General features: G+C 58.5%; 14 protein-coding genes. 8 read left to right on the top strand and 6 right to left on the bottom strand.

All coding sequences use genetic code 11. The features are described 5' to 3' along the window. Positions 1-350: 350 nt before the first annotated feature. Together hutC and ACIQUH_RS15495 are read right to left on the bottom strand one after the other, a co-directional pair. Positions 351-1,076: a histidine utilization repressor gene (gene hutC / locus ACIQUH_RS15500; RefSeq protein WP_400816577.1), complete on the bottom strand. Its 726-nt coding sequence runs from the start codon at positions 1,074-1,076 to the stop codon at positions 351-353. A gap of 51 nt (positions 1,077-1,127) precedes the next feature. Continuing rightward, on the bottom strand, positions 1,128-2,474 hold the full coding sequence (locus tag ACIQUH_RS15495) for a formimidoylglutamate deiminase (RefSeq protein WP_400816575.1): 1,347 nt from the start codon (positions 2,472-2,474) through the stop codon (positions 1,128-1,130). Between the two features lie 114 nt (positions 2,475-2,588). On the opposite strand from ACIQUH_RS15495, the gene hutI reads away from it, so the two are divergent. The 5 genes from hutI (at position 2,589) to ACIQUH_RS15470 (ending at position 8,724) form a co-directional block, all read left to right on the top strand. Further along, positions 2,589-3,848 (top strand): imidazolonepropionase, encoded by a 1,260-nt coding sequence (hutI, locus tag ACIQUH_RS15490; protein ID WP_400816573.1) that lies wholly within the window; start codon positions 2,589-2,591, stop codon positions 3,846-3,848. Further along, a complete protein-coding gene (gene hutH, locus ACIQUH_RS15485; protein ID WP_400816571.1) occupies positions 3,845-5,389 on the top strand; it encodes a histidine ammonia-lyase in 1,545 nt (514 codons plus the stop codon). Before hutI ends, hutH begins: the two co-directional genes overlap by 4 nt. A 213-nt stretch (positions 5,390-5,602) precedes the next feature. After that, positions 5,603-6,406, top strand: a complete 804-nt coding sequence (gene hutG, locus ACIQUH_RS15480) for an N-formylglutamate deformylase (RefSeq protein WP_400816569.1) — start codon at positions 5,603-5,605, stop codon at positions 6,404-6,406. Between the two features lie 11 nt (positions 6,407-6,417). Continuing rightward, positions 6,418-8,091 (top strand): urocanate hydratase, encoded by a 1,674-nt coding sequence (hutU, locus tag ACIQUH_RS15475; RefSeq protein WP_400816567.1) that lies wholly within the window; start codon positions 6,418-6,420, stop codon positions 8,089-8,091. Between the two features lie 63 nt (positions 8,092-8,154). After that, complete coding sequence (locus ACIQUH_RS15470; RefSeq protein WP_400816565.1) at positions 8,155-8,724, top strand: HutD family protein; 570 nt, start codon at positions 8,155-8,157, stop codon at positions 8,722-8,724. A 58-nt stretch (positions 8,725-8,782) separates the two neighbouring features. Here ACIQUH_RS15470 and ACIQUH_RS15465 read toward each other — a convergent pair whose 3' ends face one another. The 4 genes from ACIQUH_RS15465 to ACIQUH_RS15450 form a co-directional block, all read right to left on the bottom strand. Continuing rightward, the gene (locus ACIQUH_RS15465; RefSeq protein WP_400816563.1) at positions 8,783-10,261 is read right to left on the bottom strand and encodes a M81 family metallopeptidase; all 1,479 of its coding nucleotides are present in this window, start codon (positions 10,259-10,261) and stop codon (positions 8,783-8,785) included. Between the two features lie 71 nt (positions 10,262-10,332). Continuing rightward, positions 10,333-11,421 carry a D-TA family PLP-dependent enzyme gene (locus ACIQUH_RS15460; protein ID WP_400816561.1) on the bottom strand — a complete coding sequence of 363 codons (1,089 nt, stop codon included), beginning with the start codon at positions 11,419-11,421 and terminating at the stop codon, positions 10,333-10,335. Between the two features lie 31 nt (positions 11,422-11,452). Next, a complete protein-coding gene (locus ACIQUH_RS15455) occupies positions 11,453-11,848 on the bottom strand; it encodes a RidA family protein (protein WP_400816559.1) in 396 nt (131 codons plus the stop codon). Between the two features lie 361 nt (positions 11,849-12,209). After that, a complete protein-coding gene (locus tag ACIQUH_RS15450; RefSeq protein ID WP_400816557.1) occupies positions 12,210-13,595 on the bottom strand; it encodes an FAD/NAD(P)-binding protein in 1,386 nt (461 codons plus the stop codon). A 434-nt stretch (positions 13,596-14,029) separates the two neighbouring features. Here ACIQUH_RS15450 and repA point away from each other — a divergent pair, with 434 nt between their 5' ends. The 3 genes from repA to repC all read left to right on the top strand — a co-directional run bounded on the left by repA (position 14,030) and on the right by repC (position 17,717). Then, on the top strand, positions 14,030-15,244 hold the full coding sequence (gene repA, locus ACIQUH_RS15445; RefSeq protein ID WP_269346360.1) for a plasmid partitioning protein RepA: 1,215 nt from the start codon (positions 14,030-14,032) through the stop codon (positions 15,242-15,244). Then, a complete protein-coding gene (gene repB, locus ACIQUH_RS15440; RefSeq protein WP_400816554.1) occupies positions 15,241-16,254 on the top strand; it encodes a plasmid partitioning protein RepB in 1,014 nt (337 codons plus the stop codon). Before repA ends, repB begins: the two co-directional genes overlap by 4 nt. 185 nt (positions 16,255-16,439) lie before the next feature. Beyond that, positions 16,440-17,717, top strand: coding sequence for a plasmid replication protein RepC (gene repC, locus ACIQUH_RS15435; RefSeq protein ID WP_400816552.1), 1,278 nt, complete (start codon positions 16,440-16,442; stop codon positions 17,715-17,717). The last annotated feature ends 109 nt before the right edge of the window (positions 17,718-17,826 follow it).

The raw sequence follows: 17,826 nt of genomic DNA, 5'->3' as shown, positions 1-17,826 counted from the left end.
CACTCTAAGCAGTCAAATAATCATCCGCCTCAAAGCCATAAGCCCCGAAACCAACAAGCAAGCAGCTCATCTTCCTGATTTATTTAGAACGAAAGACTTCGTCGCCAGCAGCGCCGCCGCCCTCGTTCAGTGAGCGGACTTATAAGAGAACACCCACAAACAAGTCAACAGCCCAAATCCGAAAAATATACGAAATTCGACAAGTAACTGAAATTAAAAGGTAATTTGAGATTTATCGTATAAATTAACAGCTTTTAACGATTTTCAGGCTCGCTAGCCTCGGCTCGATGGGCCTTCCCTTATATAGGGTTTCCATTTCGCGATAACAGGCCAACGGGTCTATGCGGATATCAGTCGGAAGATGGGCTGAATCGGGCAACCAGCGCATGCGCATTGCCCGGATAGGTAAAGCGCACATAGGTGACGGCACCTGAATTGCTCCAGGTGCGACGCTCTACGACAAGACAGGCCTGCCTGTCGGAAATGTTGAGCAGGCGCGCGATCTCCTTGGAGGGCGACTCGGCGCTGATCCGGTGTTCGGCGGTACTCCATGGCACATGGCCGAGCAGCCAGGGGCCTGGTGCAATTTCACTGAAGTCGGTTTCAGCCGCTTCCGGCACGGCAGCCAGATTGATGAGGCGCTGTTCGACACAAAATTCCCGCGCGCCCGCGAGATGGATGCAGATGATTTCGAGCAAGTCTGTGCCAACGGAAACGTCGAGCCTTTCACGATCCCCGCTTTTGGCGCTGCGTTTGGTGCGTTCCAGGACTTTGAAGCCATAGTCTAGACCGAGCGATTCAACCTCGGCCCCGATGTCATGAATTTGAAGGACGGCGGACTGGATCTGCGGCTGGCGAACGAAACTGCCGGATTTCTTTCGGCGTTCGATCAAACCGGCCTTGGCGAGCTGGCTCATGACCTTGTTCACGGTCATGCGCGAACAATGATACTGATCCGCAAGGTCGACCTCGAAAGGCAGCCGATGACCCGGCGGCCATTCTCCCGAAACGATCCGGCCCTCGATGTCGCTGAGGATACGCTGGTGCAGGGTCTGCCCGGCCGATGCTTTCGTCACGTCCGCAATGCCTTTCCCCACTGGCTCTTTTCCGTTGCTGCCGAGGCCATATCAGCTATCGAGGAGTTCGACCATGACCTTGTTGAAGCGACCGGATATTTCACGGCGATGGATATGCCGGCCGGCCTGCACCAGTTTTTTGCCGCGCACCCAGACGGAATCGACCGCGATGCCGCCCGCGAACATCCACTGATCGAGAAGCTGGGATACCGGAAGATAGGAAACGGCGGACACGTCAAGAGCGACAAAATCGGCGCTTTTTCCCTTTTCCACGCCGTTTCGCGACGCCAGTGCCCTGCCACCCCCTTCAAGCGCTTGCAGGAACAGTTTTTCACCCGTGGAGCAACCGGCATCGGCGATGACATTACGCGCCCGAAGTGAGAGGCGCTGCGAATATTCGAGGGTTCGCAATTCTTCCGGCAAGGAAATCAGGATATTGGAGTCGGATCCGACACCGTAATGGCCGCCTTCGGCGAGAAAGACCGGGGCCGGGAAGATCCCGTCACCGAGATTGGCCTCGGTGATCGGGCAAAGACCGGCAACAGCCCCGCTTTTCGCCATACGTCTCGTTTCGGTTTCCGTCATATGCGTCGCATGGATAAGGCACCAGCGGCCATCGACCGGCGCATTGTCCAGCAGCCATTCCACCGGCCGAGCGCCGGAAAAGGCGAGCGAATCGTCCACTTCCTTCGTCTGTTCCGCCACATGAATATGGATCGGCCCAGCCTTTGCCAGCGGCTCGATGGCCGTGAGCTCGGCGCCGGTCACGGCGCGCAGGCTGTGGGGCGCGATACCGAGAACGGCACCCGGCAAGCTGTCCACCACTGCCTGCACGCCCTGCATCAGCTTTCCGTAGCTGTCGAGTGAATGGATGAAGCGCTTCTGCCCGTCGATCGGCGCCTGACCGCCGAAACCGGAATGGGCGTAAAAGACCGGCAGCAATGTAAGACCGATACCCGTTTGCGAAGCGGCCGCGCCGATACGCTCGGCCATTTCGGCGATATTGCCGTAATGCGAGCCGTCCCTGTCATTATGCAGGTAGTGGAATTCGCCGACCCGGCCGAAACCCGCCTCGAGCATTTCCATATATAGCTGGGCGGCAACCGCCTCGACATGGTCAGGCGTCATGGAGAGCGCGAATTTATACATGACGGTGCGCCAGCTCCAGAAACTGTCGTCACCGGGACCGCGAGTTTCGGCAAGCCCGGCCATGGCGCGCTGAAAGGCGTGGCTGTGGAGATTGGGCATGGCCGGAACGATGACGGCGTGGCGCTCATCCTGCGGCTGCGGGGAAACGCCGGTTTCGACGGATGAAATAACGCCGTCATCGCAGATGATGCGAACATCCTTCGCCCACCCACCAGCCAGAAGCGCCGCGCCCGCGTGAATTGCCGTCATGCCACACTCTCCTTTGGTTCTTTCCGGCAAGGCCATTTCAAACCCGAAATTGCAGCTTGCCAAGCCGATTATTATGTATATACATTTAACTCACAAAGGAAAGGCGAAAAGCAAATGCCAGGGAACAATTCTACGAAGGGAACGGCGACGGGGAACGCCACGGCTTTGTGGCGCAACGCCCGGCTGGCGACTTTCAATCCTGCACTTGATGGCATCGGCGCTGTCGAAAATGCCGTCATTGCCGTGCGGAACGGCCGCATTGCCTTTGCCGGCCCGGAAAGCGAGCTGCCCGCTGGTCTCTCGACAGCCGACGAGACGACCGATTGCGGCGGCCGCTGGATCACACCCGCCCTGATCGACTGCCACACCCATCTCGTCTTCGGCGGCAATCGCGCCATGGAATTCGAGATGCGGCTGAATGGCGCCACCTATGAAGAGATCGCCAAGGCGGGCGGCGGCATCGTTTCTTCGGTACGCGACACGCGTGTACTTCCGGAAGAGGTTTTGGTGGCGCAGGCGCTGCCGCGTCTCGACACGCTTCTTTCCGAAGGCGTTTCCACCATCGAAATCAAATCCGGTTACGGTCTCGACATCGAAACCGAGCTGAAAATGCTGCGCGTCGCCCGCCGGCTCGAGACGCTGCGGCCGGTGCGCATCGTCACCAGCTACCTCGCCGCACACGCGACACCCGCGGACTATAAGGGCCGCAACGCCGATTACATTACTGAAGTCGTCCTGCCCGGGCTGGAAAAAGCCCATGCGGAAGGACTGGCGGATGCGGTGGACGGTTTTTGCGAAGGCATCGCCTTTTCCGTCGCGGAGATCGACCGGGTTTTCGCGGCAGCGAAGCAACTGGGGCTTCCCGTCAAACTGCATGCCGAGCAGCTTTCCAATCTTGGCGGTGCTGCGCTTGCTGCCTCCTACAACGCACTTTCGGCCGATCATCTGGAATATCTCGATGAAGCCGGTGCGAAGGCGCTGGCAAAAGCGGGAACGGTGGCCGTGCTTCTGCCCGGTGCCTTCTATGCGCTCAGGGAAAAGCAGCTGCCGCCGGTTCAGGCGCTGCGCGATGCCGGAACCGAAATCGCGCTCGCAACGGATTGCAATCCCGGCACGTCGCCGCTCACCTCGCTGCTGCTCACCATGAATATGGGCGCCACGCTTTTCCGCATGACCGTGGAAGAGTGCCTGACGGCGACGACGCGCAACGCGGCAAAGGCGCTCGGCCTGCTTGCGGAAACCGGCACGCTGGAGGCCGGAAAATCCGCCGATTTTGCCATCTGGGATATCGAGCGCCCGGCCGAGCTTGTCTATCGCATCGGTTTTAATCCGCTCCACGCCCGTATTTTCAAGGGACAGAAGGTTTCCCCATGACCATGAAAACCATCACGCTTCATCCAGGTGCCGTGACGCTTGCCGATCTCGCCGCAATCTATTGGGAGAACGGCACGGCAAAGCTCGACCGTTCTTTCGACGCCGGCATTGAGAAGGCTGCAGCCCGCATTGCCGAAATCGCCGCCGGCAATGCGCCGGTCTATGGCATCAATACCGGGTTCGGAAAGCTTGCTTCCATCAAGATCGACGCCGCCGATGTGGCGACGCTGCAGCGCAACCTCATCCTGTCTCATTGCTGCGGGGTCGGCGCGCCGCTTCCTGAAAACATCGTGCGGCTGATCCTGGCGCTGAAGCTGGTTTCGCTCGGCCGTGGCGCGTCCGGCGTGCGGCTGGAACTGGTTCGGCTGATCGAGGGCATGCTGGAAAAGAGCGTCATCCCCGTCATTCCCGAAAAGGGTTCGGTCGGCGCTTCCGGCGATCTCGCGCCGCTTGCCCATATGGCGGCCGTGATGATGGGCGAAGGCGAGGCCTTTTATGAGGGCATGCTTCTTTCCGCCGGCGAGGCGCTGGCGAAGGCTGGGCTGACGCCGGTGGTTCTTGCGGCAAAAGAAGGGCTGGCGCTGATCAATGGCACGCAGACCTCGACGGCGCTGGCGCTGGCCGGGCTTTTCCGCGCCCATCGCGCCGCGCAGGCAGCTTTGATTACCGGCGCGCTTTCCACCGATGCCGCCATGGGCTCATCCGCGCCTTTCCATCCCGATATTCACAGCCTGCGTGGTCACAAAGGCCAGATCGATGCCGGTGCGGCACTGCGCCGGCTGCTGGAGGGCTCGGAAATCCGCGTCAGCCACATTGAAGGCGACGAACGGGTGCAGGACCCCTATTGCATCCGCTGCCAGCCGCAGGTCGACGGCGCCTGCCTCGATCTTCTGCGACAGGTGGCCCGCACGCTGGAAATCGAAGCCAATGCGGTGACCGACAATCCGCTGGTACTATCGGACAACTCAGTGGTTTCCGGCGGCAACTTCCACGCCGAACCGGTCGCCTTTGCGGCCGACCAGACGGCGCTTGCCATTTGTGAAATCGGCGCGATCGCCCAGCGCCGTGTGGCGCTGCTGGTCGATCCGGCACTTTCTTATGGTCTGCCCGCTTTTCTTTCCAAGAAGCCCGGGCTGAATTCCGGCCTGATGATCGCCGAAGTCACCTCCGCTGCGCTGATGAGCGAGAACAAGCAGATGGCGCATCCGGCCTCGGTCGATTCCACACCGACTTCGGCCAATCAGGAAGACCATGTCTCCATGGCCTGCCACGGTGCGCGTCGTCTGTTGCCGATGACCGACAATCTCTTTGCCATCCTGGGAATCGAGGCGCTTTCGGCCATTCAGGGTGTGGAACTGCGCGGGCCGCTGAAAACCAGCCCTGAATTGCAAAAGGTGATTGCTGTGCTGCGTGCGGTAGTCCCGTCACTGGAAGAAGACCGCTATATGGCGCCGGATTTGAAGGCTGCGGCAGAGCTGATTGCCTCCGGGGCGCTGGTTTCGACGATTTCGGACGGCATTCTGCCTAAGCTGGAGGCTTGAGGTGATGAACGTTTTATCCTCCTCCAATTCCGTTTGTGCACTGGGGTTGCCCCCCTCTGCCCTGCCGGGCATCTCCCCCTCAAGGGGGGAGATCAGATGCCGCGCCCGCTCGTTCTATTGGCAGGGTGCTATCCGCTTGCCAATCTCCCCCCTTGAGGGGGAGATGCCCGGCAGGGCAGAGGGGGGTAACCCCACGGCAAAGAGGGGCAATCGATGACCACCCCATTCACCCTGCGCAAAGGTACCTCGCCCATCATCCTCGGCCTGCCGCACACCGGCACAGACGTGCCCCCCGAGATTTGGGACCGCCTCGACGACAACGGCAAAATCCTCGCCGATACGGATTGGCATATCCATGAGCTCTATAGCGGGTTGCTCCCGAATGCGACCATGGTGCGGGCAACTTTCCATCGCTATGTCATCGATGCGAACCGCGATCCCTCCGGCGTGAGCCTTTATCCGGGCCAGAACACGACCGGCCTTATTCCGGAAACGGACTTCGACGGAAAGGCCATCTGGAAAGAGGGAGCGGAGCCCACTCAGGACGACATCGCCTATCGCCTTGAAAACTTCCACGCGCCCTATCACGCAGCCCTTGCGGCGGAAATCGAACGGGTGAAATCCATCCATGGCATCGCCATTCTCTATGATTGCCATTCGATCCGCTCACATATTCCCTTCCTGTTCGAGGGCAAGCTGCCAGATTTCAACATCGGCACGGATATGGGCAAGACCTGCGATCCGGCGATCGAGACAATCGCCGTAGAGGTGACCGCCGGGGCGGAGGGCTATGACAGCATTCTGAACGGCCGCTTCAAAGGCGGCTGGACGACGCGCCATTACGGAAAACCGGAGACCGGCGTGCATGCCATTCAGATGGAGCTGGCGCAGTCCACCCATCTTCAAAACGAGCAGCCACCCTTTGCCTATGACACGGGCAAAGCCGAACGGCTTCGAACCCATCTCAAGACCATTCTCACGCGCATGGAAAAATTTGCGCTCGACACGAAACGATAAGGGGAAAGCACATGAACAATCCACGCCACAATATTCGCGACGTCCGCGCACCGCAGGGCACTGAACTCAATGCCAAAAGCTGGATGACGGAAGCGCCGCTGCGCATGCTGATGAACAATCTCGACCCTGACGTTGCAGAGCGCCCGCATGAACTGGTGGTTTATGGCGGCATAGGCCGCGCCGCCCGCACCTGGGACGATTTCGATCGTATCGTTGCGACACTCAAGGATTTGACCGAGGACGAAACCCTCATCGTGCAGTCCGGCAAGCCGGTCGGCGTGTTCCGCACCCATAAGGATGCGCCGCGCGTCCTGATCGCCAACTCCAACCTTGTACCGCATTGGGCGAACTGGGATCATTTCAACGAGCTGGATAAGAAGGGCCTTGCCATGTACGGCCAGATGACGGCCGGTTCATGGATTTACATCGGCACGCAGGGCATCGTGCAGGGCACCTATGAAACCTTCGTCGAGGCTGGCCGCCAGCACTACAATGGCGACCTCAAGGGCAAATGGATCCTGACCGGCGGTCTCGGCGGCATGGGCGGCGCACAGCCGCTCGCCGCCGTCATGGCCGGCGCCTGCTGCCTTGCGGTGGAATGCGACGAGACCCGTGTCGATTTCCGCCTGCGCACCCGTTATGTCGATGCGAAGGCGCATACGCTGGATGAGGCGCTGGCGCTGATCGACCAGTGGACCAAGGCAGGCGAGGCAAAATCCGTCGGCCTGATCGGCAATGCCGCGGAGATCTTCCCGGAACTTTTCCGCCGCGGCATTCGCCCCGATATCGTCACCGACCAGACCTCGGCACACGACCCCGTGCATGGTTATCTTCCCGCCGGCTGGACCGTTGCCGAATGGCGCGCCAAGCAGGAAAGCGACCCGAAGGCCGTTGCCGCTGCCGCCCGCGCCTCGATGAAGGTGCATGTTCAGGCGATGGTCGATTTCTGGAATGCCGGCGTTCCGACGCTCGATTACGGCAACAATATCCGCCAGGTCGCCAAGGATGAAGGGCTGGAAAACGCCTTCGCTTTCCCGGGCTTCGTGCCGGCCTATATCCGCCCGCTGTTTTGCCGCGGCATCGGGCCATTCCGCTGGGCTGCACTTTCCGGTGATCCGGAAGATATCTACAAGACCGACGCCAAGGTGAAGGAACTGCTGCCCGATAACAAGCACCTGCATAACTGGCTGGATATGGCGCGCGAGCGCATTGCATTCCAGGGCCTGCCGGCGCGCATCTGCTGGGTTGGGCTTGGTGATCGCCATCGCCTCGGGCTTGCCTTCAACGAAATGGTCAGGAACGGTGAACTGAAGGCGCCTGTTGTTATCGGCCGCGACCATCTCGACTCGGGCTCCGTCGCTTCGCCCAACCGCGAGACAGAAGCCATGAAAGACGGCTCGGATGCCGTTTCCGACTGGCCGCTCCTCAACGCGCTGCTCAACACCGCATCCGGCGCCACCTGGGTTTCGCTGCATCACGGCGGCGGTGTGGGCATGGGCTTCTCGCAGCATTCCGGCATGGTCATCTGCGCCGATGGCACGGATGATGCGGCGCGCCGGCTGGAGCGTGTTCTCTGGAATGACCCCGCCACCGGCGTCATGCGCCACGCCGATGCCGGTTACGACATCGCGCTCGATTGCGCAAAGGAACAGGGCCTTCGCCTGCCCGGCATTCTCGGCAATTGATCCTCTTGCGGCCGGAAAGAGAAACACCTTTTTCCGGCCGACCCCTCTCAAAAGTGGAAAACCATGACCCTGCTGCGCGCAAGCGACTACAAGCGTATGCCCTGGAAAAACGGCGGCGGAGAGACGGTGGAAATCGCCATTTTTCCGCCCGGCTCTTCCGTCGAGGACTTCGATTGGCGCATCAGCATGGCGACGGTTGCCAATGACGGGCCGTTTTCGATCTTTTCGGGCATTGACCGTACCCTGTCCATTCTTCAAGGAAACGGTATGGCACTTGCGATCGCGGCTGGCGATCCGCGGCTGCTGACAAAAGAAAGCCCACCCCTGCCCTTTCCGGCCGATGTTCCGGTGAGTGCGACCTTACCGCATGGCCCGATTACCGATCTGAACGTCATGACCCGGCGCTCAACCTTTCGTCATGTGGTGGAAAGGCATGCCGGGCCATTTTCAGGCGAAGCAGCCGGAAACATCACATTTGTTCTCGCGCTGGAACCTCTGACGGTCTCCACTAACAACAGTAAGAACCGTCTAGAGAAACTCGATGGCCTGCTGATCGAAGCCGGTTTGCCCTTCGTCATCGAAGCGGATCAGAGCGAAAGCGCGTTTTTCCTGATCACGCTCGAGCGTATCTGACGTCTTTCCGGAACACCCGCCGCGGTTCCGACCAGATAAGACACAAACCGCTGCCGCCTCAATCCAGACCCAGCGGATCGGCCACGCGCGGCCAGAGTTCAAGGCTCGCCTTGCGATAGGGCGTTTTTGCCGGATCGGTCGGATAGGACGTCGGAGCCGCTATATAAACGATCTCGGAAGCGACCGGCGCAAAGCCCGCATGGAAGTGGTTGGTCGACTTGACCAGCAGCACATCCTTTTTCGCGAAATCGACGCCGAGATTGGAAAAGATATCCGGCTCATAAGTTTGCGTCCGGCTGGTGATGAGGATGATATCGATGTCAGTGCCAAGCGGCCGGACGACCGCGGCGCGACCGAGTGTCACCCGGCTGTTGCGGAAACTCTGCCAGCCGGCCTCGGCCGTGCGCATCACCTTGATCCGGAAATCGAGCGGCTCCCCACCCTCGGGGCTGGATTTGCCGCCGATGCGCAGATCGATCTCGGCCCCCTCGCCCGCGGCGTGACAGAAAGACACCGCAATCGGATCCCAGATCGTCGCGACGGCAAAATTGTCCATGCCGCGCTCCACCATGCGCCGTAGAATATGCGTGGCGTCACCAGCGACACCGCCGCCGGGATTGTCCCATATATCCGATACGACCACCGGCTTCTCCGGATTATCGCTGCGAAGGGTAAGAACGAGGTCGAGACCTGACTCCGTATCCAGCATCGGCATCGCGGTCAGCTTGCGCATGGCATAAAGCTCATGGCCGAATTTTTCGGCCAGTGCATCGCCCTTTGCCTTGTCATTATCGGTGACGACGACGATCCGCGTTCCCATATCCGGCACATCGCCTGCCATAAAACCGTGAATGACAGAAATCGACAGGATGCCGTCCTTGCCTTCCATCGCCTTCAGCCGGTCGACATAGGAACGCATCGGCTCACGACTGGTCGGATAAATGGTGATCATGCGGCAATCGAAGGTGGAGATGACCGGACTGATCTCTCCCCGAAGCGCGCGCAACGCCATTTCCACGACATGTTCGCCACGCTCTTCGAAATCCGTATGCGGAAACTCCAGAAACGTCGCCATGATATCGAGGTTTTTGACCCGAAGCGCCGTCAGATGACTATGGGGATCAAATTCCGCCGCCACCAGCACATCCGGCCCGACCAGAGCCCGAACGCGAGAGAGGAAATCCCCTTCCGGATCGTCATAACCCTGCGCCACCATGGCGCCATGCAGGCCAAGCACCACGGCATCGACCGGCAGGGCGGCCGTGAGTTCGGTTAGAATGGTATCCCGCAGCGTTTCATAGGTCTGGCGCTGGATGAGACCCGCCGGTTCCGCCCAGCAGGACGTGCCTTCGATCACCGTAAACCCTTCCGCCTTGCCACGGCGGCGCAGGATAGGCACGGGCGACGAGCAGAGCGTCGGCGTTTCGGGGTGCTCCCCGGGCCCGGCGTAAAAAGCCGCGCGAAAAGCGTCCATATCCGTCGGGACGGGTGAAAACGTATTGGTTTCGGTGGCGAGTGACGCCGTAAAAATGCGCATGTCCCTGAATTCTCGTTACAGTGATCCGCCTTTCGGCAGCTTCATTTCGGAATTTAATTAGCCGGGTAATATCACCAGACCGTCCCACGTGCTGCGACCTGCTCCACCCGTGTCACGATGCCGTTTCGATGGAAAACCATCCTGTCGAAAAGGTTGCTCACGACGCAGGTGTGGTTTGGTACGACCTTGACCATCTCGCCGATTTCAGGCCGGCCCGAAACACAGCCGGATAGATCCACAACCGCATGTTCCTCCGAAAGCGAGACGATTTTTGCACCTTCGTAGCCTTCAATTAGCCCATAATCGCTGAAACCCAGCAGATCGGAGGTCAAGGCCTTGGAGCCGCAATCCAGCACGGCCCGATCTGTCGTGGGTCGCGATACGACGGTGGCGAGAACATGCATCGCCAGGTCGCCAGCACCGCAATGCCCGGCTCGCAGCATCGAGCGATCATTATAGACATAGGTGCCAGCCCGATGTTCGGTTGCGGAAGGAACGAGATGGGCCGTGTAAAAATCCGGCGAACCGCCGCTGGATCGAACCGGGCAATCTATGCCCTTTGCCGCAAGCAATGCCATGGTCTCACGAAGGAAGTTTTCCACCGTCTCGGCCCCGCCCGGTGCCGGATAGGTCAACACACCCCTGAATGTAAGGCCAGGTGCCGCGACGATCTGTTCCGCAAGCGCCAACGCCACCTCCGGCGTCTGCACACCGCAGCGCTTGCCGCCCGTATCGCATTCAACCAGAACGGCGAGCGGCCTTGACGCATCGAATGTATCGGCGAGGCCGGCAATCGTGACCGCGCTATCGGCAACCACGCTCAGCCGGCTGATACGAGCATTCAGCGCCTTCAGCCGCGAAAGTTTTGCTGCGCCGAGAATATTATAGGTGATCAGAATGTCGTCGAAACCGGCATCCGCAAAAACCTCCGCCTCGCTGACTTTCTGGCAATTAATGCCGATGGCGCCAGCCAGAAGCTGTTGTTTTGCGATGGCAGGGATCTTGTGTGTCTTGATATGCGGCCGGAACGCCTTGCCGTGATCATCCAGATAGGATTGCGCTCTGAGGATATTGGCGGCGAGCCTGTCCTCATCAATGACGGGCATGGGCGTCGAAATCGCATTGAGGGCTGTGCCCGCATCAGGCCAAGGATAGCTCATCATCTACTCGCAGAATTGTAAAATCGGGGCCTTAAGCCAGAGGCTTATAAGCGATGACGTCCATTTCCACCTTGGCATCCACCATCAGCGGCGATTGCACGGTCGAACGGGCCGGCGGATGATCGATGAAATATTTCTGGAAAACGGCGTTGAAGCTCGAAAAATCCCGGGCATCGTCCAGCCAGACATTAACCTTGATCACATCCGCAAGCGTACAATCGGCAAGCGCCAGAACATCCCTGATATTCGCGACCACCTGCTCGGTCTGCGCCACGATCCCGCCGGTCACGACCTCGCCATCGACGGTCGGCACCTGCCCGGAAACATAAACGAAATCGCCAGCCCGGACGGCCTTGGCAAATGGTCGGCGCTGTCCACCCGCTTGACTGTCCGCCGCTTCAAATCTTACCAGTTTCGGCTTCTGCATGGATCCTCGCAAATTATTTTCATAAATACGGAATTTTTCACGGTTTATAGCCGCTTTTATGGCGAAGTTCCATAAGCTATGTAAATTATTTAGCAATCCGGCATATTACGTGCGGGATCGGCCGCCATCCCTTACCCGTTCATAAAAGAGGAGGCATGCGTGTTTCACGGAAGAACTTTGCCTTCCATCATTCGCCAGCCCTTGCGACATTCGTTAACCGGCCGCCCCGCGAATTCGGTGCCAAATGAACCTTCAGCACATTTGTTCTGAGAGAAAGTTTGCCGCGGCTAACACCACAAGGAGAGGCGTAGAGAATGGCTGTTATCAAGGCGCCTTTGCTCCGGCTGGTTCTCCAGCCAGATCAGCCCCGGGCGGAAACCCGATCATTCGCGGTTACTCTATTCGTTATCTCCTGCGCGATCTTTTGCGCCTGAACACGAATATCCGGAACAGCGGTAATTTCCCAAAATCGGCCGGCCGTCAGCGCACCGGCAGCGAAAAGACCGGGCCAGCTTCGTCCATCCGTCCGCAGCAAACGCGACTGGTCGTCAACTTCGACCCCGAGCCCGAAGGGATCAAGCAGAATAACACCGTCGTCGCGCATGATTTCAAGCAGGCGTGAATGGCCGATGCCGGCCCGCTCCATTCCCGTGCAATTAACCACCCAGTCGACCTGCAGCTCTTTCAATATTTGCGTATGCCTGCGTCGATACCGTACGACAATCCCCTCCTCCCGCTCCTCTATGGACCGAAGGTAACCCGCATGAATTTCCAGAACACCGTCTGACATCAACGTCCCGAAGGCACTGGAAACTTCAGGCGCGATACGGTGCCGATGGATGTTCCACCAAGGTAGGGCGTGGCGAAGAAACCGGGCACGCTGCTCGGGAGTAAGGCGCTGCCAAAGCAATTGGGTTTGCGGTCGCAAACCATCCATCACGCTCCGCCACGGTGCTCCATCTCTGACCTGTCTGCGCAGAGACTGCAACAACCGGCTGATCTCCGTCGAGCTTTCCGGCAGATTCGGCGCCGTAGGCGGCAGAGGCGGGCTGACATGCGGATGCGGCACCAGACCCCGGCGGGATAGAACATGGATGGGGCCTCGATGTCCTTTTCCCCGCAGGGTCAAAACCTGATCGATCATCGTCAGGCCCGAGCCCAGAATACAAATACGATCACCTGCCTTGACCTTCGACAACCAGCCCGGCTGCCAGCAGTGACCGATGACACGTTGTGGCCCCTCTTCTTCCCTCGCGACAGTTTGCACCGGCAAACTTGCCGCGCCGACCCCCAGACATAAAACGACATTTTTCGCGTGCAGCCGTTCGCCACTCTCCAAAGCAAACGAAAATCCATCTGCGCCGTCCGGCCGACAGGCCGAAGCCTTGGCCCGAACGAAATCCACCCGCGCCCGTTGCTCCCGGCTTCTCAGCAGAACCGCCAGCCTGTCACGAAGATAAAGACCATAGTCTCCGCGCGAGGCGAACAATAAAGGATCGTCCGTTATCCCGTTCTCCGCCAACCAGTCGACAAAATCATCGGGCCGGTCAGGGAAGACACTCATTCGCCCGGCCGGCACATTCAGCCTGTGATAGGGAAGTTCCGTGCGATAGGCGGTGCCGCGCCCGAAATCCGATTCATCGCCCACGATAGCAATCGAGGCCTCGGGCGGCAGGAATGATAAAAGATGGGCGGCAGTACAGATGGCCGAAAAACCCGACCCGACGAGAGCGACATCATAGGACATTCATTCCTCCAACCTGCGACAGCTTGAACAGCCAGACGACGGGCGTCGAACCCAACGATACTCTAGTGAACGAGTAGAGATTAAACATCTGCAAATGTCCACCCTTCACTTTCTGTCTCCGGGTTTGTCGAAAGCGCCAAGGGGCAAAGCGGAAAGTTAGCCGCGGCAAACTTCTGCGTGGCCGTGCAGTTCTTGCCTAAAGAGACGCAATCAACGCCCGTCATTGTGATCTCCAGGAAGAAGTTAGCCGCGGCTAACCGTCAAACTGTCACAAAAAGCAAATGTGATTCTTCCACAATGCTTTAGCGGCACTTTCGCATCCGGGAAAAAAGCCTATTGCGCCAAAAAGAGAATCGGCGCTTATATCTCAGTTGCGGAAAAAACCGCCTTTTTCGAAAAAAACCGCTACTGCAATTTCGAGCGAAAGAAGACCGATGACACAGAGTGCCGATTTAAGACGTGCCGCAGGAGCACCTGACCTGACGAGTCTTATACAACAGCATTCGGCTGCGTTGTCAGCCCAATTGCAGGCTCATAATGCAAATACATTTTCACCACACACCGAAAAGAGCATGCGCCATTTTTCGCCGGCAGAAACCGCACGGTTGATCGGCATCGGCGAGGCCTATCTGCGCCAGATCGCCGCCGAGCGTCCGGAGCTCGATGCAGCGCAGGCTTCCGGCCGTCGTTCCTATTCAGTCGAGGATATGGACGAAATCAGGAAACTCCTTGACCAGGGCGCGCGCGGCACACGCCGGTACCTGCCCCATCGCCGTGATGGCGAAGAGTTGCAGGTCATCGCGGTCATGAACTTCAAGGGCGGCTCGGGAAAAACCACGACATCGGCGCATCTGGCACAATATCTGGCGCTGCGCGGCTACCGGGTACTTGCCATCGATCTCGACCCGCAGGCCAGTCTGTCCGCTCTCTTCGGCCATCAGCCGGAAATCGACGTCGGCCCTAATGAAACGCTTTATGGCGCGATCCGCTACGACGATGAACGCCGGCCGATCGCCGAGATCGTTCGCGGCACCTATATTCCCAATCTCCATATCGTTCCGGGCAATCTGGAGCTCATGGAGTTCGAGCACGACACACCCCGCGCCCTGATGCGTCGCGCACCCGGCGATACGCTGTTTTTCGCCCGCATTGGCCAGGCAATCGCCCAGGCGCAGAACTTCTATGACGTCGTGGTGATCGATTGCCCGCCGCAGCTTGGTTATCTCACACTTTCCGCGCTAACCGCCGCCACATCGGTCCTCGTCACCGTTCACCCGCAAATGCTCGATGTAATGTCGATGAACCAGTTCCTTGCCATGACCGGCGATCTTCTCGCTGAAATCGGCAGGGCGGGTGCGCGCTCCGACTATAACTGGATGCGTTACCTCATCACCCGTTTTGAACCAAGCGATGGGCCGCAAAACCAGATGGTCGCCTTCCTGCGCTCGATTTTCGGTGAAAACGTCCTCATCCACCCGATGCTCAAGAGCACGGCCGTCTCGGATGCCGGATTGACCAATCAGACACTTTTCGAAGTGGAAAGAACCCAGTTCACCCGGTCCACCTATGACCGTGCGCTGGAAGCCATGAACAACGTAAACGCTGAAATCGAAGGACTGATTAAAAAAGCGTGGGGTAGGGCAGCATGAGCAGAAAACAGATCTTCGCCAATCTCGGCACGCCGGGTGCAGACAACAGCGAGACCGCACCAGAGCGGTCGCGTCCGCGTATCAGGCCCATCCTCGGTTCTCCGGAACTGGTGACGGATGTTCTTAATTCCCCGGTCGGCATGATCGGCCAGTCGCTCAACGAAGTATCGGAACGCGCCAAGCGTGCGGAAGAGATCGAAAAGCAGCTCGCGGAAGGTCTCACGATCGTTTCGCTCAGCCCTGCCGATATCGATCCCTCCTTCATACCGGATCGCATGCCAGCCTCGGAAGAGGCGGATGCAGGTCTGGTAGAGGCCATTCGTGAGCAGGGCCAGCAGGTTCCCATTCTGGTGCGCCCGCATCCCGAATTCCCCGGGCGTTATCAGGTCGCCTTCGGCCATCGTCGCCTGCGTGCCGTCTCCAGCCTCGGTATTCCGGTCAAGGCGGTCGTTCGTGATCTCAGCGACGAGCAGCTGGTGGTCGCCCAGGGACAGGAAAACAACGAGCGTCGTGACCTCACCTATATCGAGAAGGCACGCTTTGCCCAGAAACTGCAGATGCGGTTTCCGCGAGATACGATCATGGCCGCCATGTCGCTGCACAAGGGCGATCTCTCCAACATGCTGTCGGTTGTCGGCCGCATTCCAGAGGATCTGGTCGATCTCATCGGCCCGGCCCCAACTGTTGGCCGCCGTAACTGGATGGATCTTGCCGATCAGCTTTCTTCGTCGCAGGTCAAGGAAGCGGCCCGCGCCTATGTGAAGGATGCATCGGTTGCCGCGCTTCCCTCGGAAGAACGTTTCAAGTCGCTTCTGGATTTTCTGAAGCCCAAGGCACAGGCAAAAAAAACCGGCGTCTGGTCATCCGAAGCCGGCGGCCGGCTGGCAAAGGTGGTCGAGAGCGACCGCAAGCTGGATATCTCCATCGACAAGAACGAAGCTCCGGAATTTGCCGAATTCGTTCTGGAACATCTTCAGACGCTGTTTGCCGAATACCGGTCCAAACAGTGATTTTTAACTCGAACGACTAACAGGAGACGCATCACAAAAGAAAAAAGCCCCCGAACGTTGCCGCGCGGAAGCCTTTCTTTGATTTAAGCACCCGAAGAATCTCATTTCCGCGAATCATAGTCAAGAGTCTTGGCATCGAATTTTTCGGTGAGCGATTTTCTTTTGCCTTGTGAAAGGTGAAAGACATGGACAGCACATGTGTAACGACGCCCTTTGGGCGGCGAGCGATGTCGTTTGGCGTCCTCGCAACCCAGTTGGCCGCGCAGAAAAACAAAAAAATCGAAGCGGTCGATAAATGGAAACTCTATCGCTCGGTCTGTGAAGCCAGGCCATTGCTCGGCGTGACTGATCGCTCCCTTGCGGTTCTGAACGCGCTTTTGAGTTTTTATCCGAAAAACGAACTTTCCAGCGAAGCCGGCCTGGTCGTCTTTCCCTCGAATACGCAATTGTCGCTCCGGGCCCATGGCATGGCCGAACAGACATTACGCCGGCACCTTTCGGCGCTTGTCGAAGCCGGTCTCATCATCCGCAAGGACAGCCCGAACGGAAAACGATATGCCCGCAAGCACAGGGGAGGGGAAATCAGCGAAGCCTATGGTTTTTCGCTGGCGCCGCTTCTTGCCCGCAAAGCGGAAATCGAGGAACTGGCCGAACGCATCGTCAGCGAGCGGCTCGATCTTCAGCGGCTTCGCGAAAACATCAGCCTTTGCCGCCGCGATATCCAGAAACTCTGCGAGATGATTGCGGCGAGCGGTCAGGTTGAAACCTGCGAAGGGTTTCAGACACGCTACAATGCCATTGCCCGTTCTCTCGGTCGCAATTCCAAGCCTGCGGAACTCAGGGAAATCGCCGGATTTTTGGCATCTTTGCGCGCAGAAGTGACCAACTATCTGGAAAACATTGAAAAATCGGAAAAAACGGGCGGCAATGACTGCCAAAATGAGCGCCTCATAAAGAATTCAGAATCCGAATCCATATCTAAACGGCAAAATTTGAATGAGCCGCTGACCCTTGCACCTGCCAGCAAGGCAAGCGCCCAGCCTGCCTATGGGGCACCCGTCAGTGCAACTCCTTCGTCACAACCACCAAAGCCGGTTCTTCATAAGCAATTTTTTGTTCCTGATATTGTTTTGGTTTTGAAGGCTTGCCCGGATATCTCGCTCTACGCACCCGGTGGAGCCGTTACCGGCTGGCGCGATCTCGAAGTGGCGACATCCGTGATCAAAACCATGTTCAACATCAGCCAGTCGGCATATCAGGATGCGCTTGTCACATTCGGCCGACAGGGAACGGCAGCCATTCTCGCCTGCCTCTTGCAGAAAGCCGACCAGATAAGTTCGCTCGGCGGATATCTGCGCAATCTGACCCGCAAGGCCCAGGAGGGTGGTTTCGACGTACAGACGATGCTTCTGGCGCAATTGCGAGGCCGTAAGGATATTATGGAGGCAAGCATGCCCTGCTGAGTTCTGAGGGCCTGGCAAACGGCCGTGGCTTGCGGAAAAAACGGACTGAAGTTAGATTAACACCGTTTCCGCAAGCAGAAGAGATTCGCGTGGCGCTGCTGATATCGAC

Origin of the sequence: Agrobacterium sp. NPDC090283, from assembly GCF_044769685.1 — a bacterium.
In the GTDB taxonomy this organism is placed as follows: domain Bacteria; phylum Pseudomonadota; class Alphaproteobacteria; order Rhizobiales; family Rhizobiaceae; genus Agrobacterium.
This window is presented reverse-complemented; position numbering and strand designations above follow the sequence as displayed.

What these genes read in the sequence shown, in the direction of transcription:
- repB (WP_400816554.1), top strand. Translation starts at nt 15,241, where the DNA reads ATGAGCAGAAAACAGATCTTCGCCAATCTCGGCACGCCGGGTGCAGAC.
- ACIQUH_RS15455 (WP_400816559.1), bottom strand. Translation starts at nt 11,848, where the DNA reads ATGCAGAAGCCGAAACTGGTAAGATTTGAAGCGGCGGACAGTCAAGCG.
- ACIQUH_RS15465 (WP_400816563.1), bottom strand. Translation starts at nt 10,261, where the DNA reads ATGCGCATTTTTACGGCGTCACTCGCCACCGAAACCAATACGTTTTCA.
- hutI (WP_400816573.1), top strand. Translation starts at nt 2,589, where the DNA reads ATGCCAGGGAACAATTCTACGAAGGGAACGGCGACGGGGAACGCCACG.
- ACIQUH_RS15495 (WP_400816575.1), bottom strand. Translation starts at nt 2,474, where the DNA reads ATGACGGCAATTCACGCGGGCGCGGCGCTTCTGGCTGGTGGGTGGGCG.
- ACIQUH_RS15460 (WP_400816561.1), bottom strand. Translation starts at nt 11,421, where the DNA reads ATGAGCTATCCTTGGCCTGATGCGGGCACAGCCCTCAATGCGATTTCG.
- ACIQUH_RS15450 (WP_400816557.1), bottom strand. Translation starts at nt 13,595, where the DNA reads ATGTCCTATGATGTCGCTCTCGTCGGGTCGGGTTTTTCGGCCATCTGT.
- hutU (WP_400816567.1), top strand. Translation starts at nt 6,418, where the DNA reads ATGAACAATCCACGCCACAATATTCGCGACGTCCGCGCACCGCAGGGC.
- hutG (WP_400816569.1), top strand. Translation starts at nt 5,603, where the DNA reads ATGACCACCCCATTCACCCTGCGCAAAGGTACCTCGCCCATCATCCTC.
- repC (WP_400816552.1), top strand. Translation starts at nt 16,440, where the DNA reads ATGGACAGCACATGTGTAACGACGCCCTTTGGGCGGCGAGCGATGTCG.
- repA (WP_269346360.1), top strand. Translation starts at nt 14,030, where the DNA reads ATGACACAGAGTGCCGATTTAAGACGTGCCGCAGGAGCACCTGACCTG.
- ACIQUH_RS15470 (WP_400816565.1), top strand. Translation starts at nt 8,155, where the DNA reads ATGACCCTGCTGCGCGCAAGCGACTACAAGCGTATGCCCTGGAAAAAC.
- hutH (WP_400816571.1), top strand. Translation starts at nt 3,845, where the DNA reads ATGACCATGAAAACCATCACGCTTCATCCAGGTGCCGTGACGCTTGCC.